Genomic DNA, 23449 nt, shown 5'->3' on the forward strand with positions numbered 1-23449 from the left:
AATTTACTTCAGCCAATGGCCAAAATCGTCGGAGACGCCCGCCGCATGCCAAGGGCTTTTCCAGATCTCGTAGTATCGAATGTCGTTCGACGACGGCTTTGGCGAGCATTCGGTGATGTATACGACGCACGGCATTGCAACCGCATCGCCGATGAGTAGCGCCTCGCCCTGCTCGAGTGCGGGCAACCCTGCGGTCAAATTGCCGAGCGTGTCGGGCAACAAGCGCCTCACATAGGCTTGGTCTTCCGGGTTCGTCAGGCGCATCGCAAGGAAATTGCTGCACTGTGAAAAGATCGTCTCCGAGATCTCCGATGGGCGTTGGCTTGAGATCATGAGGCTGACCCCGTATTTTCGCCCCTCCTTGGCAATTCGCTCGATCGAGTTCAGCGAAGCTTTAAAACGCGCGAGATCGCTGCGCGGCGCATATTTGTGGGCCTCCTCGTAGACGAGCAGGAACGGCGTCTCGCATTGGCCGGTCTGGCGCCGCGCGTGGTACGAAAAATCGAATAGGAGCCGCGTCACCAGCGATACTGTTATGCTGAGGACCTCAAACGGTATGCCGCTCAAATCAAGGATGGTGACGTTGGAGTTTGTGGTCTTTTCATAGCCGGTTATCTGACGGATGACGTCTTCGAGCGTCGCGTCCGCAGCCTTTGGACCGAACATGAAATTGAGCCGCGAATTGTTAATCTTCGCTGATATCCGCCGGACGAACTTGTCGATCGTGCCATCGGCATAGGGACCGTTGTTAATCTTGCCTGTGGCTTTGAAAGCGAAGTCCACCGGTTGAGTACAATAGGCGGTCAAACGCTCGCGATCGTCGGCATAGGTTACCGAATTCCCGTCCTTGGTCTTGATCGTGAGCGGATCGTTTGCATCCTTGGTCTCCCGCGAGAGATTGGCGAAACAAGTTTGTAGTTGGGCAATGTCGTACTTCAGGGGACTATCGAAATTGACTTTGGCGACCCCCGGATTGGCCATCTCCTTGCAATGGGTGATGATCGTCCTGAGCAACGCTTCCTGATTGTAATTGTTGCTGTCGCCCGACTCGAGGAACATGTCGCCCATCTCGCCGTCGTTAAGCAGCCAATACGGGAGCACGATGTCGTCGGCGGATAGTAGCTTGGCCGCGGGAAAGGCGGATGCATATTCTCCGTGGATGTCGAAAATGACGATGTGCGAATTGTTGAGCCCGGCGTATCCGTGCGACTTCGCGGCCGTTGCCTCCTGCAGAATTCTGGACACGCTGGACGACTTTCCCGACCCTGTCGCGCCCACTACGGCGATGTGCTTATTGAAGAAACGGTCGCCGTGGACGGGAACCTTCACATCCCGTTGCCGTGTGAGCGAGGAGAAACAGCACCGTTGCTGTTCCTCGAAAGCATTGGCGTAGATCGCAGCAATTTCTTCGCGAGTCGCAGGTACGACCCGCTTGGGCGGAATTGCAAGTTCGTCGCCGCCGCGCCGGAAGATGTTTCCCTTGAGCGTTCCAAGTGGATAAGCATCGATCATGTAGACGCGCTCGTGGTCATCGCCCTTCGCCCGCATCTCGATTGAAAAGCTTTCGATGATGCAGATCAGCGATACATTATCGTTGTCGGAAATCTTTAGAAATGATCCGACGCGCAGCGACTGCCCGGCGATCTCGAAGGACATGAGGTTATTGACGGCAATACGCACCTTGTTCGGAAAAACCGAGACAACCTCGGCATTGATCTCGGTCTCTTCCATCCCAAGCGCTCCCTATACGATTTTCATGGCCATCGCAGCACTGCGCACGGGCACAGAAATCTGCCGAAACTTCGCATCGATCGCCTGCGGTTTGCCGGCATGAAGCTGGACAACGAGTTTGCGGCGCACTGATGCATCGAGCGCGGCGGCTAACTGGGCGCTGTCACCGACGATGCGGGCCGCGATTGGCTCAAGCGCCGTCTGAGCGAGCAGAAGCTGCTGTGTAGTGAATGGCGCCCCAAAAAAGGCATAGCCGTCTGTGATCCGGTAACTTTCGCCGATCAGCTGGCTCTTTAGCTCAACGAGATCTGCGGGGTCGATACCGGGAAAAAAGAAGAAAGGCGCGTAGCGTTCTTTCGCCGGTTTGGACTTCGAGCTGTGACTGCTCCATCCGTCGATGATGTGGCGCACTAGGGTGACCAGCATATCCAAGGTTTCGGTGTCGGGCAGGTCGATGATGAAGAAGCGGTCATGATTCTCGACGTTAAGACGGGCAAAATGTGCTTCGCGGATCAACTTGCAGTAGGCCGCTTCGCTTTCCCTTCGGAGCGCCCAGGCCGAATAAACTGCGACATTGGGCTGGATCTGCTGGAGGAAATCCTTGCGCGTCGTAGTCCGCGCGGCTTTCGACGAAGCGCTCGAGAGCGAAGCCATTGCTGAGAACGCCGACGGATAACTGTATAATTTGGCTTCGTCCTCAGCCACGTCGAGCGCGGCGCGCAGCGCTTCGATGACACGTCCTCGGTGCAGGTCGAACGGTTCGCTAAGAACGACCGTAAACCGGTCGCAAAACACGGTCAGATCCTCGTCCGACGCTCCCAGACTGGTTTGTAGATTGATCGTAGTTTTGACGCGATTCCTAGTCGTGGGATCGACGGTATACTGGGCGCGGACGAGCACGCGCTGCAAATCGGCAAGTTCATAGGATGTCGCTACGCCAGCCGAGTCTTTGAAGTAGCCGTAGAGGACATATTTTTTCCGGAGGCGAACGTCCGCGGGATAGCGGAGGAAACCCGTAATCATCGGCAAAATCGCGTCGCGCAAAGTCGAATCCGTGAGCTTTTGCGCTTCGTAGTACTTGACCTGTCCATGCGTCTGGGCCTCGTCCGCAAGAACGTCGAAGTCTTCGACCCCCTCCACGGTGATCGACTCGGACTCCGTCGCGCCAAGCACGGCGAGAATGCTCGCGTCGAACTGATACATGTAGCCGCGGATCGTTGCCGTCGCTTCGCGCTGCGCTTCCTGAACTTCCGCCTGGTCCATACCGCAGTCTCGGTTAGTGAGAGCCGTTTGGTCGGACCATGGCGGACTGCGCCTTAACCACGGGTCCCTGCTGAGCCTGCATAGACAGGCCTGCAACAACTGACGAAGCGACCAACACTACCCACATTTTTTCATCCGACCCTCTCGCTTGTTAGCCAAGGACGATCAATCATGACTCTAGAAAAATCAATAGTTTTCTAAAGTTAGTTGCAAGGCGGCGCCCAACTGGATGATGATGCAAGGCGGTGACCATAGCCAACACAAATCTGGCTGATCGCGCAGGGATATGGAAGGGGGCGAGAATTAACATGAGGCTTATTCATTCGGCGGATTGGCAATTGGGCAAGCCCTTCGGGCGGTTCGAACCCGATGTTCGCGCGGCACTTTACGAAGCTCGCTTCGACGCCATCGACACGCTCGGCCGGCTCGCCAGTGAGCATGGCGCCAGACATGTGCTGGTAGCGGGTGACGTCTTCGATACCGACGGGCCCGACGATCGCACAATGGTTCAGGCGGTTTCTCGAATGAGCCGCCATTCCTGCCGTTGGTGGTTGCTGCCGGGGAACCACGACTATGCGCGAAGTGGAGGGCTGTGGGACCGTGTCCGGAGCAGTGTCGGTCCCACCATCAATGTCCTAACGGAAGCAGAGCCCGTCGAGATGGAGGATGATATTTGGCTCCTGCCCGCGCCTTTGACATATCGGCACAATCTCGAGGACCCGACAGAAGCCTTTGGCGCTATGGAGACCCCCTGCGCACGGCTTCGGATTGGTCTTGCTCATGGCTCCATCCGGGATTTCGGATCGCGCGGGGAATCCAAGAACCAGATTGCTCCCGACCGTGCGACACGCTCGCGGCTCGATTACCTCGCCCTTGGGGACTGGCATGGCGCGTTGCAGGTCGATGCCCACACCTGGTACTCCGGCACTCCCGAAACAGACAGCTTCCAGCGCGACGAGCCCGGCCAAGCGCTTCTTGTCGAGCTTGACCAAGGCAGCACACCCGTCGTCAAGCCTATTCGTACCGGCCGGTTTCAGTGGCTCATGCGGTCCTGGACCGTAAACGATCATGCTTCATTTGAGGCGGAATGCAGCCAATTGCTTGAAACCATCGATGCGCCATCGACGTTGCTACAGCTCTCGCTTGCGGGGATTACGAGTCTGGGTGATCGGGTCGCGATGCTTCAGTCGTTGGAGACCGACATCATTCACCGCCTGCGCTTCCTCGATGTCCGGAGCGATGACCTTGTGGGCCGGCCCAGTGAGGAGGATCTCGCCGGACTGGCGGTCGAGGGCATTCTTGGTGTTGCGGCGGCCCGGCTCAATGAGCAGGCCGCGATTGGAGGAACCGAATCGGTTCTCGCCAAGCGCGCGCTCGAACGCCTCTTTGTCGAATACAGCCGGGGAGGGCAGCCATGAGCCTTGTGATCCGTCGCATCGCCATCGAGAACTTCAGGAAGTTCCGTGATCCGTTCACGATCGACAATCTGACCGATGGCCTCAACATCATCATCGAGCCGAACGAGACGGGCAAGTCGACCCTGATGGAGGCGCTGCGCGCGGCGTTTTTCGTGCGCCACAACACGCAGAACCAGCTCGCCAAGTCCTACGCACCGCGCGGAGATTCGGTTGCGCCACGGGTCGAGATCGATTTCCTCATCGACGGCGCAGAGTGGTCGCTCCGAAAGAGGTTTCTCAAATCAGCATCAATTGACGTTGAGGGGCCGCAGGGCAGGGCGCAGGGCGATGAAGCTGAAGCCCTGCTCAACACGCTGCTTGGCTCAGTGCGCGATACCAGCAGGGCAGGGGATGTTTCCACCTATGGAGCGCTCGGCCTTTTGTGGGTGGCGCAAATGGACGCGCTCGAGATCCGTGCGCCGGGTGCCATCGTGCGCGACACGATTACCGCTTCGCTTGAAGCGGAAGTCGGATCGATCATGGGCGGCGAGGCCTACCGCAAGGTGCGAGAGCGCGTCGATGCGCAATACGAGCTCTACTGGACCCCAACGGGTGTGAAGAAGGGTCGTCAGGTCGAGGCGCTCCGTCGCTTGGAGGTCGCTGTGGCGGCCTCTGCCGAGGCTGATGACAAAGTCGCGCAGCTTGAGAAGAGCTTCGGCGAACTTGATGTTTGCCGCCAGCGCTTGTCTGTTTTGCAGCGCGAAATGGCTGATCAGACCGATAGCCAGACACGCGCTGAACTTGTCTCATCGCTTGAGGTGGCGCGGATGGCTGCGCAGCTTCTGGCAACCCGGCAGGCAGAAAACGAGGTGGCAGCCGGGCGGCTCGCCAAACTCGAAGATATTCAGGGGCGGCATGAAGCCGCAGTGCTGGCGCGCGACAAGGCGGCGAGGGCTCTTCAGGATGCGCGTGACCTCCGAGCAACGTCTAGCGAGCGCGTTAAAGCCTCTCAGAGCAAGGTTGGCGATGCGCGTTTGGCGTTGCTTGAGGTGCAAGCGGCACATCAGCGGGCGGCTGATGCGTATGAAGAGGGGTTGGAGGCCCACAAAGAACAGCAGCTGCAGGATGCAACGGCAGAAGCGCGTCAGCGATATCGCGAGCTGATCGGCCTCGAAGCAGAACTCGAGGCGATGAAGCGCGTCGAGCTCGGTGCGATCCCCAACGACAAGCTGGCCGCACTCGAGGGCAATGAGCGTGCTGTCGTCGAAGCGCGCGCCCGGGTCGATGCCGGCGCCGCGCATGTCACGCTGAGCGGAGATGCCGAAGGCGTCATGATCGATGGCGAGCCCATGGCACTTGGCACCCGAGCGCTGACACAAATGACGCGTATTCAGCTTGGCAGCGCCGAGCTTGCTATCACACCGCCAGCGTCAGCCGCCAGCGCCGAAGAGCTGCTGGCCGAGGCAGTCAGCAAACAGGAGGGTGCGCTCTTCGCTCTCGGCGTTGCCGATCTCGCGGCTGCGCGCGAACGAACAATTGCCGCGCGCGAGGCATCAGCTGAGATACGGACGCTCACGGCCCAAATTGCGGCAGCTTCGCCTGCAGACGACCGCATTGGCCTTGCCGCCGGGGCAGACGCGCTGAAGCTCTTTGTCTCCTCGCTGCCGGAGCCCGCAGCCGGGGTTCATCATGTCGCCGTAGACCTCAACGTGCTTAAGCAGCAGCTTGAGATCGATGCCACGGCGCTGGCGCGGGCTGAAGGCGTGGTTCAGAGCGCAATCGAAGATTTGCGCAAATGCGAGGCGGAGGAAGCGCCTCACGCGACTGCCGAGGCGCTGGCCCAGAATGATCTGACTACCGCGCAGAGCGTCATTGCCAGCATTGAGGCCCATCCCGATTGGGAGGGGCTTGCCGAAGCGATATCCAGTGCGCGCCAGCGCGCCGCCGAAGCTGCAATCCAGCTTGATGCCGCGTCACGCAACGCAACCGCGCACGATGTGGCGGACATCAACCGCAAGATTGCGACGATTGATGCGCGCGCGAGCGCCGCTGCGGGTCAGAAGACAGACCTTGAGAAGGACATTGCCCGGCTCGAAGCTACAATCGAGAGTGAAGGAGGGCGCGGGCTTGCTGAGCAGGCTGCCGCAGCTCGTGACGAACTTGATGCCTCCCGGGCAGCGCTTCAGCGGGTGACCGATGATGCCAACACCGTCATGCTTCTGCGCAACACGCTAGAGGCTGCCCGCAACGAGACCTCAGCGCGATTTGTTGGACCTGTCGCCCGCCGCGCCAAGGGCTATATTGAGCGTCTTCTACCAGGCTGCGAGCTCGCCTTCTCTGACAGCATGGCGCTCGAGAGCGTTATACGCGCCGGAAAGGAGGAGCAGTCGGACAGCCTTTCCCGCGGTACGCAGGAACAGCTTGCGATCCTGACCCCGATTGCGTTTGCCGACATGCTCCGCGACCAGGGCAAGCCGATTTCTCTGATCCTCGACGATCCGCTCGTCTATTCCGATGACGCCAGGCTCGACACAATGATCGACATCCTGACCGAAGCAGCCTCGCAGATGCAGGTTATTCTCCTCACCTGCCGTGACCGGGCATTCCGACACGTGGACGGCAATCGTGTGCGGCTTGGGTGATTTGAGCTGCGAAGCGTTCGCCAATGGTCGAGGTCGGCGCACGCCGATCACCAGACAAACTTTTCTGACGGACAGCCTCCCATAGGGCCGTCGTTTCAATCCAGCACGTCCGCCTTATCCACCGCGTTAGGCTAGCGGAACAAATGCAACACCCAACGATAAAGTCCAGAGAGCGCATCAGTTAATGCCAAAGCCAGCGTGCCGAGTAGCATAGCGCCGAGCATGAACCCCTCGGCCAAAAGCCACCTATCTTGCTTCTCCTTTGGCCCCATCTTGTGTTCCATCACGGGCACCGATGGTCTTGCCAGAAGCGGTCCCAGCGCGCTGCCCAACCGCCTCGCACCATAGCGCAGCTGATATCGCCGGACCGTGGCGAGACGCACCAAGCGCCAGTACGATCCCCGCCAGCGCCGCCGGTAGAAGTGCAGCGCATGCTAGGCCCAGAAACCAGAATATGTCCATGAGGGCCAACGCCTGTTCTGGTGCCCAGCAAATTCACCAACGCATCGCGTGAAACGATGGGGTTGCTGTCAGGGCATGGGTGGCCGGGCGAGCAGGATCCGTCGAGCTCCCGGGCGGCGATCCCAGACAGCCGCAGCCTCGGGCCCTCCGCACACCAAACCGGGCCATCACCATCCCAGACGTGGGTGGGCGTGCAGGTGAAGGTTTGCTCTGCCGGGACAGCTGCCACCTGTAGGGCGAGGAGAAAAGAGCTCAACATTATTGGCGGGTCCTACCTCGCTGAGCGCAATGGGCTGAAAGCTGTTTTGTAACCATGGCTTAGTCACCCAAACAGCAGTCTACGATCATTGCCCGTCGGATCAACAAACCTCAATGCCAAACCGCACCGACTGATATTCCACCGACAGGACGCCAACAGAGAAAGAAAGGCCCCTGCGAGGGGCAGTTTCGGGATGGCGTGAGATGACACCCGGAGACGGGCCCGAGGTCATCAGAGGTAAAGATGGGGCCCTTTCCTCGGGCGTCGCGGCCGATGGTCAATAGGATCTAATTTTGCACGTCCTGGTCAGGCTCCGCCAGATCGGTTAGCTCTCACCTATGGCGGAAGGTTGGACCGAATTCGAAATTGACGCGGTTGTCGCCGACTATTTCGGAATGCTTGCCGACGAACTCGCAGGCCGTTCGTTCATTAAGCTTGCGCTCTATCGCAGCCTTGCTGAAAAAATCCCGAGAAACATCAAATCTATCGAGCGCAAGCACCAGAACATCAGCGCGATCATGATTGGTTTTGGTCAACCATGGGTCACAGGCCTCAAGCCGGCTAAGCATTATCAGAATGCGTTGGCAGACGGAGTCTTGCGGTGGCTGGACCAACGACCGGATTGGCTTGAGCCGAGAATTCAGGCGGATGAAGGCAATCCGGTTCGTAAAGTGTCGTCGCTACTGATTGGACCTCCACCCACGCATCAGAATGAACCGCCCTTGATAGATCCGGCTTTGATGGCCGCCATCGGCAAGAAATATGATGTGGCTGAACGCGATGCGAGAAACCGCCGACTGGGCAAGGCTGGTGAAGAGTTGGTCCTGCATCACGAGCGCCAATCGCTTTTGCGAGCCGGCCGAGAGGAGCTTGCCCATAAGGTGCGTTGGACATCCGTACAGGACGGCGATGGCTATGGCTTCGACATTGCCAGTTTCGAGCCCGATGGCCGCGAACGGCTCATTGAGGTGAAGACGACCAATGGCTGGGAACGCACACCTTTTCACATCAGCAAGAATGAAGTTACGGTTGCTGAAACCCGGGATGATGATTGGCACCTCGTCAGGGTCTGGAACTTCGCGCGCCAACCAAGAGCATTTACCCTTCGGCCCCCGCTTTCGGCGCACGTCGAACTGACACCGACGAGCTTTCTCGCGGCGCTAAGATAGTGCAAGGCTCGGCGATGACCCCATCTACGGTTATGCCCCGAGGCGTCCTCGCTCCTGAATCAACCAATCGAAGGTCTCTTCGGCATTCCAACTGGGAAGACTCCCAGATTGTGTCAAAGCTCTGATCGCATGCTGTCTGGCTTGGGCTACGGGCATGTTTCGACCGTCAGTGAAGTGCGCTAATTGGAGTGATGCTTCAACAGCGTGGCTCCGGTGCGCCCAGAAATCTTCAGCGCCGCTTGACCATGCGCGGCTCAAATCGATTGCATCCCGTAAATGCTCGTCGCTCACGTTGTGTCGCATATGCGGCTTTGCTTCTCCAACCAAGGACCGCAAAATCTCGGGCGATAGGCAGTGCTCGCCGCTTCGTCCGTCCGCTCGGAGCTTGGCGGCGTCGGTGAGCAAAAGTCGGCAATCCTGGCAAACGGTAGCCTTGGAGCACGACCGGAAGATCGGAATTTCGGTCCTATGGACCGAACGAAATGCCAAGGAGCGTTCATCTGTCTCTTCTTGGAAGTCGAATATCTCGTGAATCTGCCCCGTCCATTTTCCTTTGCCTGATAAACGCATGATCTCACGTTTCGAGCGCGCACAACAAGCGCAGCGCCAATCGAAAGAGGCTTTGCTCCAAGGACCCGGCTTTTGCATCGCACGATTATGGTCTTGGAACTCTTGATTGGTTGGAACTCGAATGTGTGCTGCCGCACCGTTTTTCTTTTTAGACTTGTGGCCATCACCCGCACAGGATCTTGCCCGAAACGCTTCCCATAAAGGCGGCAGTTGACCTCTCGCTCCAGCCTGTTGTTTCGCGAGACTTAGAAACATTCGTGCGTCTTGATCACCAGCGATTTTGTATGGATCGCTTTGCTGCTCGCGATCATGCAACCCTTGTCGCAATCGCGACCCGATCATTTCCACAAACTGAAGCCGGTTCTGAAAGTCTGCATCGGCCTTCGCCCAGACTTTAATGCCCCTGTCCAGACTACGTTCATGCGGTTCATTTGGCCGGGCAACAATGAAGGCGCCAATTTCGCTTGGGCTGAAACTGAAGTCGCGATGGACGCGGCCTCCAAGATCCTTCTTCATTGCTGCATCGGCCGCGTTGCAATCCATGCAAACTAAGGTCTCAGCAAAGCGCTCGGCAAGGGGCAGGACCGCACCACAGGCACGCTTTCGCTGAGCAGAGAGGGTGTCCGGAATGCCCTGAAACGCGGTTTCCCGCAGGATCTTGGATGCCCAGTCTCCTAGATGGTCGTGATGACGCTCAAGCTGGCAGAGTATAATCCCACTGTCGGTCTTCCTCGCAATATCGATCTTCTGCCTCTCACATGCCGGGCATCGCCATGCTAGGGAAGTCATGGCCCATGCCTCATTCAAATGCATGAGCTCCGTCTCAAAGCGCTGCTTCAAATAGCTTGATAACGCGCTCCAGCGGCCATCGCGAAATCTGGCCAATGGGTGCTCACGCACCTCGTAGTCATTCATCGTGGCGAAATCAGGAACGTGAACTGTGATCTCGGGCATGCCTCTTCGTGATCGGAATCGCCGTCCAGATCAATGGTCGGACGCCAACTATAGGAACGCCGTTCCCCGCAATCTCTTGCGCGCCCAAGCGCCTGAGAGAGAACTGCGTTCGACTGCTGTACCGCGGCCCTATCCTATTCGCCATGGCTCACGCCGCGTATCGCCCGTCGTTGAGCCGCCTTGCCATCCCGATGCCGGCGAGCGCGTCCAGCACCGGGCGGACGGTGGCGGCGCGTTTGCCCTTAAACGCTCGGGCGACGTCTTGCGGGGCGAGCGGAGTCGCGGCGGCGGTGAGGATGGATTGGACCGCGCTGACCTGTTCGGGGAGCGAGCCGGGCCAGGGGATGACGTTGTCGGGCAGCGCGCCGTCGGTTTCGCCGAGGTCGAGCGTCTGGGTGACGGGGGCCTTGTAGTCGGGTGCCTGATATTCGGGGCGCAGCCAGCGGATCAAGCCGCGGGCTTCCTCGGCGGCGCGCTCCTTGTTGAGGGCGACGAGGCGCGTGAGAATTTCCTCGTCGGGCAGGTCAGCGGGCCAGCCATAGGCTTCTGCGACCAGCGCATCGATGGCGTCATGGTGCTGGCGGATCAGGGTGACGAGCCCGCGATCATGCATATCGCGCTCGGCATCGGTCAGCGCGCGGCCTTCCCGCAGGGCTTCGAGTACATTGTAGAGCTTGGTGAGGGTCAGGTCCTCATGGCTTTCGAGCACCCGCTTGCGCAACGCGTCGAACGCCTCGGCCTCGATTCGGATCTTGCCCTTCACCACATCGGAAACATCTGCGGGAAATGGGAAAGGTTCGAAGCAAGTGGTATTGTTGTAAACCGGGTCGTTGCCTACGCCTTGTCGGCCACCTGCGGCGTCAGACCAAACGACATGTATGCGACTTGAAAGCACGCCGAGATAGAAGGCATCGTCGATTGCGACCCCACGGATCTTCTGATCGGGCAGAACGGTCGGCGATAGAAATGTGAACCACCGGTGTTTCGAGGTTTCAGTCGTCGCAATGTAGCGTGATTGCCCTTTCAGCGCAGCACGCATACCCGGCCGCGGCTTAGCGAAGAGCCACCATTCCGCTGCATATTGCTGGGAGTCTGCAGTGCCACCTGACCGTGCATCTCGACCATCTTTGACGCGATTCAGCACAAACTGAAAGAGTGGGGGTGAGGCCTCGCGGGCCTGAGCTTCATTTAGGCCGAAGTAGTCAACGATGAAACCGGGAGCCTTGTTGTCGGTCAGCTCATTGCCGACGAGATATGTACGAACGACCGACGGGAGATCGGAAAGATCGTGACCGCATTCCTTCAGCTCCTCAGCGGAAATCCGAAACCCGGTTCCCGACGGGATCACGCCCATAAACGAGACCGTATCGTTGCTCTTCAGCGGCCCACAATCAGTGATGTTGGCCCCGATGGTCAGGTTGCTGTGGATTTGACCGAGCTGTGAAACCAGCTCCACTACGTTCGGCTGACCCTTGACCTTTCGCTCCGATTGGATGGTTTCAAGGAAGCCCATCCGCCCGGTTTTCGCTGCTGCGGTCATCGAAATTCGTACTTGTGCGGTCGTTTCATCATCCATCCACGGATGATCGGGAATGGCAAAACTAAGCTTTAGAGCAGGCCGGGTCTTCAGCCATTTCTCGATGACGGCGCGATTGGTGACCTGCTTAATGCTATTGGTCGAGACCAGCCCAAATGCTCTCAATTGCCCCGACTGTGTTAGTTCTGCGCAGCGGTCCCACCAGTACATCACCAGATCGACACTTTTCGGCACCTTCGGCCAAGCGGCCCGCAAGGCCTTTGCGTAGTTTTCTCCAAGCCGCTTTCTCATCCGCTTATTGCCAATGAACGGCGGATTACCGACGATGAAATCCGCCTTGGGCCACTTCGCGGCGCGTGGCTTTATGTAGCGGAAGACTTCGACCCGCGCAGTCTCGTCAGGCACCTTCTTGCCCGTAACGGGATGCACTTTCATCGTCTCGCCGTCCCAGCGGGAGACGGGGTCCCCGTTCTCGTCCAGCTCCGCAAGCTTCTTGTCCCACTCGATCAGGGCGTCGCGGTTTTCGATGGTCTTGACGTCGCGCAGGATCGGCTCGGGCGGGGTGCGATCCGCGCCGTTCACGCGGAAGTGCCACTGCAGATAGCCGATCCACAGCACCAGCTGCGCAATTGCGGCCGCGCGTGGGTTGATCTCGATGCCGAGGAAGTTCTCGGGCGTAATGGTGTGGCCGGTGAGCTCTGCGACATACTGGTCGTCGCCCAGTTCGACCAGCAGATCGAGCACCTCGCCCTCCAGCTCCTTCATGCGCGCCATCGCGACATAGAGGAAGTTGCCGGTGCCACAGGCGGGATCGAGAACCTTGGTCTGGGCAAGCCGGGAATGGAACGCCTCGACGAAGGCCTTCGCCTCGTCCGCCTTGCCCTCTTCGATCAGGGTGGCAGCCGCGCCGCGCACACCGTCCCAATCGGCGCGCAGCGGTTCCATGATGGTCGGGCCGATCAGCCGCTCGACATAGGCGCGCGGCGTGTAATGGGCGCCGAGCTTGGCCCGCTCCTTGGGGTTGAGCGCGCGTTCGAGCAGGGTACCGAAGATCGCGGGTTCAACCTCGGTCCAGACATGTTCGGCGGCCTGGATCAGCACCTCAAGCTCCTCCGCATCTAGGGGCAGGGCGGTGCGCTCCTTGAAGAGGTAGCCGTTGAACTTCCTGAGCGGCACGCCGAGCGCAGGCGAGAACTCGCCCTTGTCCATCGCCACCCAAAGCGCGGAAAGCTGGTGTTCGAGATGCTCCGGATGGGCGCGCTGGTTCTTGAGGAGCTGGGTGAAGCTGCCCTCGGGGATCAGCTTGCTGTCCTCGGCGAACATCGTGAACAACACGCGCATGAGGAAGCCGCTGGTAGTCTCGGCATCATAGCCGCGCTTTTCGAGGCGGCGGGCGACGGTGGCGAGCAGATCGGCGATGTCGCGGGTAACGCGGGCGGCGCGGGCGGTGGGATCGAGGCTCTTGGGATCGGTCCAGATGGCGCGCAGGCGGTCGCGCACATCCTCGTCGCGCAGGTCCTCCAGCATGATCCGGTAGCGCGCGCGGTCGGGGAACTGGGCGTAGGCTTTGCCGGTACCGGTGAAGTCGGCGTAGACTTCGATGCAATATCCGATGTCGGCGACGAGCAGGAACGGCGGCCATCCATGATCGATGGGGAGCGCCTTGGCGTAGCGTTCGGCCTGACCCTTGGCCTGAACCATTGCCTTGGCCCACCCCGGCGTGCCGCGCCGGGCGGTGCCACGGGCGACGCGGGTTTTGGCGGTCTGGCCGAAGATGTCGAGATCGTCCTCGCCCTTGTCGGCCGCCGCCCGGTCAGCCTCGCTGCCCTGCTTGGCCTCGAGGATGAAGCAGCCACGCTTGTAGCAGTCGATCCGGCCGAAACTGGAGGTGCCGTCGCCATTGTCCTGAAAGACGCGCCGCTCGAAGACGTAGTCGTTGGCGGTGTCGTCAGCCTTCGCGCCGCGCGGGGGATCGACGCCGAGCAGCCGGGCCAGGCCGTTGATGAAGGACTGGGTATTTGCAAGTTCGCTACCGCCGGTCCCGCGCCATTCGGCTATAAAGGTCTCGATATCAGAAGGTTCGGCCATATGGCACGTTGTAGAGCACAGCTTATCCCTTTGGGCAATGAGTGTGGCTTGGCTTGGACCGCGTTCAGCGAGCGACGGTCGATCAGCTGGTTTACAAAATTGCCTCTGGTTGACAGATTCTATAAAATGCCCATAAAGTGGGATTGCATCTGCAAGTGGGGCACATCCGTGGCAAAAATCTATCCTTGGGAATACCATCCGGACCTTACAGACGACCGCCTTAAGGCGGTTGCTGCTATGCTCGTCGATGGGCGCCATGCCGCGCTCGACCGCTACGATGCAGAGGCTGGCGACAATGGTTGGACCCACGGGTGCCGGGCGTTCCAGTTTTGTCGCCATCGGGTAGTCCACGCGATCGATAGCGGCGATTATCCGTGGCTGACCGCGATCGATCGGTCGCTCCAACTCATCTTCAAGATCGGCGAGGTGCCGGTGCGGATCTACAAGGGTGAGGCGGAAGACCCGACTGATCGGACTTTGAAGCAAAGCTTCGGTGAGAAGAGCCAGCTTGAAATGCTTTTCCCGGAGCACGATGAGGGTCGCGATCTAGCATATCGGTTTGCGGTTGAGACCGACATCGACGGCAGCGTGCTCGCGGTGAAGTTTGTCGGTCTACGCGGTGACGCAGCAGTGCTGATCTGGGAGGTGCCTCTCGAGGGGGTTTCTACCTTTACAGGGACGGTCGGCCGTGCGGCGACGGAGAGTGTCGAGTTGGCCGCTCCAAGTGTTGGGTTGCGCACTGAAGATGGCAGCGCAGATGGCAGCACCGGCGTTTGACGCCGATAGGTTGAAACGGACTATTTCTATGGTCGAACCGCACGTTTTCGACGGTGACCGCTTACGGCTAGCGCGCGTAGCGAAGGGGTACACATTGGATGACCTCGGTGGGCGTGTCAGCGCGACCCGGCAGTATCTCAACCAACTAGAGCAAGGTACCAAGCTCCCAAGCGAAGAAATGATCGAGGCGCTTGCCGCCGCATTGGGAGTAACATCGCATTTTTTCTCCTTGAGTGCACGCGGCGGCGTTTCTGTTGAGCAGTGCCATTTCCGAAAGCAAAGGACTACGCCCGTGTCGGTTGTTAGTCAGGTGCTGGCGCGGGGGACGTTGCTGGATGGATTCGTCAGTCGCCTCGATCAAGCCCTCGAGCTGCCCGAAGTTTCGTTTCCCGACATACCAGTGACATGCACCAGTGACATCGAGATCGCGGCCAAACAGGCACGTGAACAATGGCAGCTCGGGACCGGCCCGATTTCGAGTATGATGCGGGTCGTGGAGAATGCCGGAGCCGTTGTGAGCTTTTTCGCGGGCGTGTCGGAACGTGTCGATGCTCTTTCTATAGATCGTCCCCGCCCGCTGATTATTCGGAGTGAAGCCAAGCCTGCCGCGTGTCGCTTACGCTTCGATTTAGCCCATGAATGCGGTCATTTGGTAATGCACAAGGGCATCGTGACCGGAGACAAGGCGACGGAAGATCAGGCCAATCGCTTTGCCAGTGCCTTCCTTTTACCGCGCTCTGCTTTCATCCACGAGTTCCCTCGCAGCCGCATGCTGAATTGGACTGCAATTTTCGAAATGAAACTTCGTTGGAAGGTGTCAGCATCGGCGATCCTTCGAAGGGCTTATGATCTGAAGATCTTGTCTGCCGATCAATATCGCACCGGATGCATTCACCTAAGCAAGACTGGCCAGCGCAAGTTCGAACGATTCGACGACGAAATTGCCCCTGAAATGCCTGAGCTATTGCCGTCGGCATTGGTCGCACTGGAGCAGGCATATCCAGGAGCCGTGCGACGTATTGCTGACGATGCTGGCATCGAAGGCGACATGTTTGAATGCGTTGCCGGGCTTGGATTGCCGGAAAGACCGGACCACGATTTAACGAATATTATTCCTATTTCGGGACGCTAAGCTCCGTCTGAGGTTTTGCGACAGGTCACGGCCTCAAGTCTCGCCGAGATCGACCACAGCATCAGTGTCCAACAGCACGGCAGATGATGCAGGGTGCGGCGAGCCGATGATAACGCTTATTGATTTGTTGGGATATTCGGCCTATTTCACCCTCAATCGAACCCGCCCGGCCTCTGTCCGCAAGGATATGCACACTGGGCGGGTCTTTTGTTTTCAGGCCCTTGTCGCTAAGCATTGGCGGGCATGACGCGCGTTTTCAGCAAGCCCTCGCTCAGTCTCGATCAGCAGATCGCCCACCTGCGCGACAATGGTATGGCCATCCCTGATGAGGGGCGGGCCCGGTATTGGCTGACCCACGTCAGCTACTATCGGCTGAGTGCCTATTGGCTCTATCTCGAGCGCCCGAAGGATGAACCGGGACCGCGCTTCAATCCGGGCACCGACTTCGAGACAGTGACTGCGCTCTATGATTTTGACCGGGTCCTTCGGCGCCTTGTCATGCGCGGAACCGAGCACGTCGAGGTAGCTCTGCGCGGCAGTTGGGCCTACCAACTTGCGTCGCTCGATCATGGGCACAGCTACCTCGACGCGGGGCTCTATTCCGAGCGCAAGCAGTTCCACGACAATCTTGCGAAGCTGGCAAAGGACGTGGGGGAGTCCAACGAAACCTACATCGATCACTATCGGAAGACTTATCGCGCCCCGGCGCTGCCGCCAGTGTGGATGGTCGCCGAGATGATGTCGTTCGGTCAGCTGTCTCGATGGTATTCGAGCCTCGCGGACCGATCGCTCCGCAACCGGATCGCAGTTCCCCTCGGGCTGACCGAGACGGTTCTGGTGCCTTTCGTCCGCCACCTCGTCGATGTCCGCAACATCTGCGCACATCATGGGCGGCTCTGGAACCGGGGTTTTTTGATTTGCCCGCGTCTGCCCAGCAAACCGAGAGATCTGCAGCTTTCGCTGGACCACTCGGCCGGTGAGCGACCGCCGGCGAAGCTCTACAACACGATCACCATGATCAATGGGGTGATGGGAACCGTAGCCCCTGAGTCTCAGTGGGCATGCGACGTGAAGGCGCACATCCTGACCCATCCGACCGGCGATCTGGCCGCAATGGGTTTCCCGGAAGATTGGGAAGAGAAGCCATTATGGCGATGATCAGTTTCGTCGGTTAGCCCACCCATCTGCTGCAAGCACGATCAGTCAACGGCTATGAAGCCGCTTCGCCCCGCCGGATCGTCCGATACACCGTCGGCCGAGAGACCTTGAACAGCTTGCCGAGGTCGCTGATCGAGTATTCGCCGGTGGCGTGCATCTTGAGCAGTTCGCGCTGCTGGAGGTCGGACAGCTTGGGCGGCTTGCCGCGCAGCTTGCCCTTGTCCCGGGCGATCTTCATCCCCTCGCGGGTGCGCAGGCGAATGAGGTCGCTTTCGAACTCGGCGAAGGTGGCAAGGATATTGAAGAACATCCGCCCCATCGGATCATTGGGATCGTAGACCTGCTTGCCAAGCGCAAGGCTGACGCCGCGCTTCTCCAGCTCATCGGCGATGGCCCGCGCGTCCGGCACAGAACGGGCGAGGCGATCCAGCTTCGGCACGACCAGCGTCTCGCCGGCGCGGACTGCGGCCAGTGCCTGAGCGAGACCGGGGCGATCGCGGTTGCGGCCGGTCAGGCCGTGGTCGGTGTAGATGCGGTCCTCGGGCACTCCGAGTTCGATCAGCGCGCGGCGCTGCGCGGTGAGATCCTGCTTGTCGGTCGAGCAGCGGGCATATCCGATGAGGGTCTTGGTCATTTGTAACGGATGAGGCCCCTGTGTGAGAAAATAAAGCGTACCACCTTAATGAGAGAGCAGGCAAGCCGGATTTGCGGAGGGCAGGGGGGTCTGACCTCTGGCGCCTGGAAAGTGTCCGGTGAACGATCCGCTGCGGTCGCACGAGCTTCTCTCATTTCCGATGTATCGGCTTGTGCTTGATACAGGGTTCCGAAGAGTGTACTGACCCATCGACTATACAGTGAGGTGCCTTATGTGAACGTGCAACGAGGAAAACTTGTTTCGGGGGGAAGGCTGCAATTGCCGGTCGAGATCCGGCGTGCGCTCTCTCTATCCGATGGTGACACCGTGCTCCTCGAAGTGGTCAATGGCGAGATCCACGTGCGACCCTATCGCGACGCTGTGGCTCGCGTTCAGGCAAAGTTGCGCAAGTACGTCGAGCCAGGTCGCAGCTTATCCGACGAATTGATGGCTGAGCGCCGGACTGCCGCAGAAAATGAGTGATTCGCGCTACATGCTGGATGCTTCGGCCGTGCTCGCGATGATGCTCGGCGAGGACGGCGGCGATCAGGTCAGAGAGCGGCTTGCTGCCAGCCAGATCAGCGCCGTGAACCTTTCTGAGGTTGTTGCCAAACTCCAAGAAAGCGGCGTGCCCGATGAGGTCATTACGTCCAGTCTTGCGGAACTGAAATTCGACGTGCTCGCGTTCGATCAGAGTCAGGCAGTACGTGCCGGACTGTTGCGTACGGCAACGCGAAGCATCGGGTTGTCATTGGGGGATCGAGCGTGTCTTGGCGCAGCCGAGTCGTGCAATGCCGTTGCGGTGACCACCGATCGAGCATGGAGTAAACTCGAGGTCAATGTCGCCATCGAAGTTCTTCGCTAAGTTCCGCCGTCGACCCAAACTTAGTCGTTCATGAAGGCTAAGTTGTAGGTCCGCCTTCGCCCGAAACTGCCATCCGGTCGATCAGAGATCCCCGGCGCACTCTCGCGCCAGTTTGATGAATGCCTTAAATGCGGCAGATGGATTGCGCCGGCTGGGATAATAAAGGGCGAGAGGCGACAGCGGTGGCGTCCAATCTGCCAGAACCCGTATCAAACGCCCCGAAGCAAGATCGTCCCGAACATCGGATTCCATGAAGAAGCCAATCCCAATGCTGTCCAATATGGCCATGCGGGAAAGACTCGCTTCGTCGAGGGTGATGGGGCCATCGACATCAACCTGAACGGGCTGCCCATTCTTCTCGAAATGCCACCGGTAGAGCGCGCCATTGGGTAGCCTGACGCGAAGGCATCGGTGGGCATGCAGATCCGTCGGAACTTGCGGTTCGCCATATTTCTCGAGATAGTCCGGTGTGGCTACGACTGCGAAATGTCTGGGACTGCCCAGAGAAACAGCGATCATATCACCGGGAACGAGGTCGGCAGACCGGACGCCGAGATCGAAGCCCTCGTCAACGACATCAACTAGTCGTCCCTCCGTGACCAGATCAATGTGAACCTGAGGATAGAGCTGTGGACCGGCGTGCAAAAGGGACCCCGTTAGCGGGGTGATCGGCGTCTAAAAGGGACCCCTCATTCTGATGGTGTAGCAGGCTGCCTGGTTTTCCAGGTGGCGAGATCGGGATGTTGGTGGTGGAGACAGTTGTTCGGATTCGGCGCGAGCACGCCAGTGGGAAGGCGATCAAGGCGATAGCGCGGGATCTGCGGCTGTCGCGCAAGGTGGTGCGCAAGGCGATCCGGGCGCCGGAGGGGGCATTCGATTACCACCGCACGGTTCAGCCGCTGCCTCGGCTTGGGCCGTTCCAGGAGCGGCTCGATACGCTGCTGACGGAGAATGAGGCCCGGCATCGGCGCGATCGGCTGCGGATGACGCGGATTCATGACTTGTTGTGCCGGGAAGGCTTCGAGGGATCCTACGACGCGGTCCGGCGCTACGCCCGGCGCTGGACGGAAGCGCGGCGCAAAGATGCTGGCGCCAATGGCAATGGGGGCACCCCGGCCTTCATCCCGCTGCTGTTCCAGCCTGGCGAGGCCTATCAGTTCGACTGGAGCCACGAGGACGTGGAGATCGCCGGCAAGCCGATGCGGGTGAAGGTGGCCCACATGCGGCTGTGCGCGTCTCGGGCGGTCTACGTCCGGGCTTACCCGCGCGAGACGCAGGAGATGGTGTTCGATGCCCATGCCCGGGGATTTGCCTTCTTCGGCGGCGTTCCGCTGCGTGGAATCTACGACAATATGAAGACCGCGGTGACCTCAGTCTTCGTCGGCAAGGAGCGTGTGTTCAACCGCCGCTTTCTGGTCATGGCCGATCATTACATGGTCGAGCCCACGGCCTGCTCGCCGGCGGCGGGATGGGAGAAGGGTCAGGTCGAGAACCAGGTCCAGACCATCCGGGGCCGTTTCTTCCAGCCTCGCCTGCGCTTTGCCAGCATCGAGGAGCTCAACGGATGGCTGGAAGCCGAGTGCCTGCGCTGGGCCGCATTGCATCCGCATCCCGAGCAGAAGGAACTGACCGTTGCCGAGGCGCTCGATCTCGAACGGCCGGCATTGCAGCCGATGCTGGCGCCTTTCGATGGCTTCCACGAGACCGCCCATGCCGTGACTGGCACCTGCCTTATCAGCTTCGACCGCAACCGCTATTCTGTAATGGCCAAGGCCGCGCGGCGTGCCGTCCAGGTCCGTGCCTATGCCGATCGGATTGTCGTCCGCCTCGGCGATGAGGTTATCGCCGAGCATGCCCGGTACTTTGGCCGTGACCGGACGATCTACGATCCCTGGCATTATCTCCCCGTCCTCGCCAACAAGCCCGGCGCCTGGCGCAACGGCGCCCCCTTCCATGGCTGGAACCTGCCGCCGGCACTGACGCGGCTGCGCCGCAAGCTGGGGAGCGGTGACGAGGCCGACCGGCGCTTCGTGCGCGTCCTGGCCGCTGTACTGACCGATGGCCTGGAAGCGGTCGAGGCTGCGATCCGTGAGGCGCTCGATGCCGGTGCCGCCAGCGACGAGGTGATCCTCAACATCCTGGCGCGATACCGCGAGCCAGCAACCGACCGGCCCCTCGACTTGGTCGTCGACCTCAAGCTCAACCATCCGCCGATCGCGGACTGCGCCCGCTACGACACAGTGCGAGGCCTCGATGCAGCGGCATGAGATGATCGAGGCGATGCGCGGGCTTGGCCTCAGGGGTATGGCCGGCGCGTTCGACGAGGCCGTCACTACGGGGCTGCAACGCAAGCGCACGACCCACGAGATCCTGACCGACCTGCTGCGTGCCGAAGCTGCGCATCGGCATGCTGCATCGATCCGCTACCGCATGACCGCAGCCAAGCTGCCGGTGGTCAAGGATCTCGATGCCTTCGTGTTCGAGGGCACCCCGATCAACGAGGGCTTGGTCCGCTCCCTCCACTCTGGCTCATTCATCCCAGCGCATCGCAACATCGTGCTCATCGGTGGCACGGGCACCGGCAAGACTCACCTCGCCACCGCGATCACCGCCAGCGTCGTTCGTGCCGGCGCCCGCGGGCGCTACTTCAACACGGTCGACCTCGTCACCCGGCTCGAGGAGGAGGCCCGTATCGGCAAGGCCGGCGCCATGGCCGCCCAGCTCAGTCGGCTCGACGTCGTGGTCCTCGACGAACTGGGCTACCTGCCGTTCGCCCGCTCAGGCGGACAACTGCTGTTCCACCTGATCAGCAAGCTCTACGAGAAGACCTCGGTCATCATCACCACCAACCTGGCCTTCGGCGAATGGCCTACCGTCTTCGGCGATCCCAAGATGACCACCGCGCTGCTCGACCGCATCACGCATCATTGCGATATCGTCGAGACCGGCAACGACAGCTGGCGCTTCAAACACCGCAGCTGACCACCTCGAAAATCGCCTTCGCGCTGCTGCCGCCTCCGGTCGGGCTACGCCCTCCCTACGCCGCCAGCAGCGCGAAAACTGCGCCCAGCTTCAATCGATCAACGCGACGCCGAGGGGGTCCCTTTTGCGCGCCGATAGGGGGGCCCGATTGGACGCCGATTGACAGGATAGAGCCGCAGGAACTGTAGGATGAGCGGCGTCATGATCTCGCGAGCGGCCGTTGGAAAAGCGTTGATGCGCAAGGTTCCAGAAGGCACTTCCTGCTGCGATCGCACAGTCTCCATTGCCTCGTGAATGTCCTGCAGCGCAGGCCCTACCCGGTCGACGAAGCTTCGGCCCGCATCCGTAAGTGAGACGCTTCGGGTGGTACGGTTGAATAGGCGCACGCCAAGCTGGCGCTCGAGCTTGGCAATGGCATTGCTCAGTGCGGTGGTAGACACGCCCAGATGAGTTGCCGCGGCACGGAATGACCCCTTGCGCATGATGGCAATCACTGCGTCGAGTTCGATCAGGCTATGTCTCTTCATCGTTCCGCCAATCGCAATGTTTCATCCCGCTTTATCCCGATTATCGCGCCGCCGCTAAGCGCTAAATTAGCCCCATCGTCGAACCAAAGATGGATGACCGCACCGGCCATCCGGTTTCTGACAGGATGGAGGAAATTATGGCCATCAATCTGCCTGAGGCTATCGTCGGCTACTTTGCTGCCGACGAGACGAAGAACCCTCAGAGCGTTGCACAGTGTTTCACCGAAACCGCTGTCGTGACGGACGAAGGGCAAACCCATAGCGGGCGGGATGCGATCGCGGCTTGGAAGGCCTCCTCCTCGGTGAAATACAGCTATTCGGTCGAGCCGATCTCCATCGCACCAGACGGCGACCGCCTGATTGTGACCAGCCATCTGGAAGGCGACTTCCCCGGCAGCCCAATCGACCTGCGGTACATCTTCGCACTGGATGGCGAGAAGATCGCGGCGCTGGAGATCGTCCTGTGAGTTCGTTTCTCACTCTGCAGGGCAAGCGAGCCCTGATCACCTCGGGCACCCGTGGTGCGGGGGCGGCGACGGTCAGTCTATTTCGTGAGCTTGGGGCCCAGATACTGACCACTGCGCGAACCCAGCCAGATGGTATTTCGAACAAAGAGTTTGTCGCCGCTGATCTGACTACTCTCGAGGGTTGCGCGGTAGTGGCGGCAGCGGTTCAGGAGCGCATGGCCGGGGTGGACGTGATTGTCCATATGCTGGGCGGCTCGTCGTCTCCTGCAGGAGGCTTTGCCGCTCTTGGCGATGCGGACTGGCAGAGGGAGCTCAACCTCAATCTCATGCCTGCTATCCGGCTTGATCGGGAGCTCGTGCCAGACATGCTCTCACGCGGAAGCGGCGTCGTAATCCATGTGACCTCCATTCAGCGCGAACTGCCCCTGCCGGAAGCGACCACCGCCTACGCTGCTGCCAAAGCGGCACTATCGACCTACAGCAAGGCGCTTTCAAAAGAGACCTCGCCCAATGGCGTTCGGGTGGTGCGCGTGTCGCCCGGCTGGATCGAGACCGAAGCTTCGATCGAACTGGCCACCCGGCTCGCGGCCGAGCATGGCGGCGACATCGAGCGCGGCAAGAAGATGATCATGGATTCTCTTGGAGGCATCCCGATCGGTCGGCCGGCGAAGCCGGATGAAGTCGCCAGTCTGATCGCGTTCCTCGCTTCCGATCGCGCCGGGTCAATTACCGGCACCGAATATGTCATCGACGGCGGAACCGTGCCGACGGCCTGATCGGCCGTCTTAAACTGCACGATTTAGCCAGACCGCAAACATCGCAATCATTCATTGAA

General features: G+C 59.9%; 18 protein-coding genes and 2 pseudogenes. 12 read left to right on the forward strand and 8 right to left on the reverse strand.

Going from position 1 to position 23449, the window contains the following annotated elements:
• Positions 1–3: 3 nt before the first annotated feature.
• Both LUA85_RS18930 and LUA85_RS18935 read right to left on the reverse strand, forming a co-directional pair.
• Positions 4–1731, reverse strand: coding sequence for an ATP-binding protein (locus LUA85_RS18930; RefSeq protein ID WP_231472018.1), 1728 nt, complete (start codon positions 1729–1731; stop codon positions 4–6).
• A gap of 12 nt (positions 1732–1743) precedes the next feature.
• Positions 1744–2994: a hypothetical protein gene (locus LUA85_RS18935; RefSeq protein WP_231472019.1), complete on the reverse strand. Its 1251-nt coding sequence runs from the start codon at positions 2992–2994 to the stop codon at positions 1744–1746.
• A gap of 308 nt (positions 2995–3302) precedes the next feature.
• On the opposite strand from LUA85_RS18935, the gene LUA85_RS18940 reads away from it, so the two are divergent.
• Positions 3303–4412, forward strand: a complete 1110-nt coding sequence (locus LUA85_RS18940) for a DNA repair exonuclease (RefSeq protein WP_231472020.1) — start codon at positions 3303–3305, stop codon at positions 4410–4412.
• Entirely contained in the window at positions 4409–7033 is a 2625-nt protein-coding gene (locus LUA85_RS18945; RefSeq protein ID WP_231472021.1) for an AAA family ATPase, read from the forward strand. Before LUA85_RS18940 ends, LUA85_RS18945 begins: the two co-directional genes overlap by 4 nt.
• Positions 7034–7164: 131 nt before the next feature.
• Here LUA85_RS18945 and LUA85_RS18950 read toward each other — a convergent pair whose 3' ends face one another.
• On the reverse strand, positions 7165–7317 hold the full coding sequence (locus LUA85_RS18950; RefSeq protein WP_231472022.1) for a hypothetical protein: 153 nt from the start codon (positions 7315–7317) through the stop codon (positions 7165–7167).
• A 775-nt stretch (positions 7318–8092) separates the two neighbouring features.
• Between LUA85_RS18950 and LUA85_RS18960 the strand changes: the two genes are divergently transcribed.
• Positions 8093–8923 (forward strand): DUF3883 domain-containing protein, encoded by an 831-nt coding sequence (locus LUA85_RS18960; protein WP_231472024.1) that lies wholly within the window; start codon positions 8093–8095, stop codon positions 8921–8923.
• Positions 8924–8953: 30 nt separating this feature from the next.
• Here LUA85_RS18960 and LUA85_RS18965 read toward each other — a convergent pair whose 3' ends face one another.
• Together LUA85_RS18965 and LUA85_RS18970 are read right to left on the reverse strand one after the other, a co-directional pair.
• Entirely contained in the window at positions 8954–10447 is a 1494-nt protein-coding gene (locus LUA85_RS18965; RefSeq protein ID WP_231472025.1) for a hypothetical protein, read from the reverse strand.
• A gap of 148 nt (positions 10448–10595) precedes the next feature.
• A complete protein-coding gene (locus LUA85_RS18970; RefSeq protein ID WP_231472026.1) occupies positions 10596–14072 on the reverse strand; it encodes a DNA methyltransferase in 3477 nt (1158 codons plus the stop codon).
• A 168-nt stretch (positions 14073–14240) separates the two neighbouring features.
• On the opposite strand from LUA85_RS18970, the gene LUA85_RS18975 reads away from it, so the two are divergent.
• From LUA85_RS18975 to LUA85_RS18985, 3 genes are all read left to right on the forward strand, one after another.
• Entirely contained in the window at positions 14241–14849 is a 609-nt protein-coding gene (locus tag LUA85_RS18975; RefSeq protein WP_231472027.1) for a hypothetical protein, read from the forward strand.
• On the forward strand, positions 14818–15981 hold the full coding sequence (locus LUA85_RS18980) for an ImmA/IrrE family metallo-endopeptidase (RefSeq protein WP_231472028.1): 1164 nt from the start codon (positions 14818–14820) through the stop codon (positions 15979–15981). The genes LUA85_RS18975 and LUA85_RS18980 overlap by 32 nt, the downstream gene beginning before the upstream one ends.
• A 243-nt stretch (positions 15982–16224) precedes the next feature.
• Positions 16225–17139 (forward strand): Abi family protein, encoded by a 915-nt coding sequence (locus tag LUA85_RS18985; RefSeq protein ID WP_231472029.1) that lies wholly within the window; start codon positions 16225–16227, stop codon positions 17137–17139.
• Between the two features lie 52 nt (positions 17140–17191).
• Here the strand turns inward: LUA85_RS18985 and LUA85_RS18990 are convergent, their stop codons facing one another.
• On the reverse strand, positions 17192–17773 hold the full coding sequence (locus tag LUA85_RS18990; RefSeq protein ID WP_231472030.1) for a recombinase family protein: 582 nt from the start codon (positions 17771–17773) through the stop codon (positions 17192–17194).
• A 225-nt stretch (positions 17774–17998) separates the two neighbouring features.
• Here LUA85_RS18990 and LUA85_RS18995 point away from each other — a divergent pair, with 225 nt between their 5' ends.
• Together LUA85_RS18995 and LUA85_RS19000 are read left to right on the forward strand one after the other, a co-directional pair.
• Positions 17999–18256: an AbrB/MazE/SpoVT family DNA-binding domain-containing protein gene (locus LUA85_RS18995; RefSeq protein WP_231472031.1), complete on the forward strand. Its 258-nt coding sequence runs from the start codon at positions 17999–18001 to the stop codon at positions 18254–18256.
• Entirely contained in the window at positions 18249–18638 is a 390-nt protein-coding gene (locus tag LUA85_RS19000; RefSeq protein ID WP_231472032.1) for a type II toxin-antitoxin system VapC family toxin, read from the forward strand. The genes LUA85_RS18995 and LUA85_RS19000 overlap by 8 nt, the downstream gene beginning before the upstream one ends.
• 81 nt (positions 18639–18719) lie before the next feature.
• Here the strand turns inward: LUA85_RS19000 and LUA85_RS19005 are convergent.
• A pseudogene (locus LUA85_RS19005) lies at positions 18720–19262 on the reverse strand (LysR substrate-binding domain-containing protein); the annotation flags it as partial.
• A 116-nt stretch (positions 19263–19378) separates the two neighbouring features.
• Here LUA85_RS19005 and istA point away from each other — a divergent pair.
• Complete coding sequence (gene istA / locus LUA85_RS19010) at positions 19379–20905, forward strand: IS21 family transposase (RefSeq protein ID WP_231472033.1); 1527 nt, start codon at positions 19379–19381, stop codon at positions 20903–20905.
• Positions 20892–21620 carry an IS21-like element helper ATPase IstB gene (gene istB / locus LUA85_RS19015; protein ID WP_231472034.1) on the forward strand — a complete coding sequence of 243 codons (729 nt, stop codon included), beginning with the start codon at positions 20892–20894 and terminating at the stop codon, positions 21618–21620. Before istA ends, istB begins: the two co-directional genes overlap by 14 nt.
• Positions 21621–21784: 164 nt before the next feature.
• On the opposite strand, the pseudogene LUA85_RS19020 reads toward istB, so the two are convergent.
• A pseudogene (locus tag LUA85_RS19020) lies at positions 21785–22147 on the reverse strand (LysR family transcriptional regulator); the annotation flags it as partial.
• 89 nt (positions 22148–22236) lie between these two features.
• On the opposite strand from LUA85_RS19020, the gene LUA85_RS19025 reads away from it, so the two are divergent.
• Together LUA85_RS19025 and LUA85_RS19030 are read left to right on the forward strand one after the other, a co-directional pair.
• Complete coding sequence (locus tag LUA85_RS19025) at positions 22237–22614, forward strand: nuclear transport factor 2 family protein (RefSeq protein ID WP_231472035.1); 378 nt, start codon at positions 22237–22239, stop codon at positions 22612–22614.
• The gene (locus tag LUA85_RS19030; RefSeq protein WP_231472036.1) at positions 22611–23390 is read left to right on the forward strand and encodes an SDR family oxidoreductase; all 780 of its coding nucleotides are present in this window, start codon (positions 22611–22613) and stop codon (positions 23388–23390) included. The genes LUA85_RS19025 and LUA85_RS19030 overlap by 4 nt, the downstream gene beginning before the upstream one ends.
• The last annotated feature ends 59 nt before the right edge of the window (positions 23391–23449 follow it).

The organism is Novosphingobium sp. CECT 9465 (genome assembly GCF_920987055.1).
In the GTDB taxonomy this organism is placed as follows: Bacteria; Pseudomonadota; Alphaproteobacteria; order Sphingomonadales; family Sphingomonadaceae; genus Novosphingobium.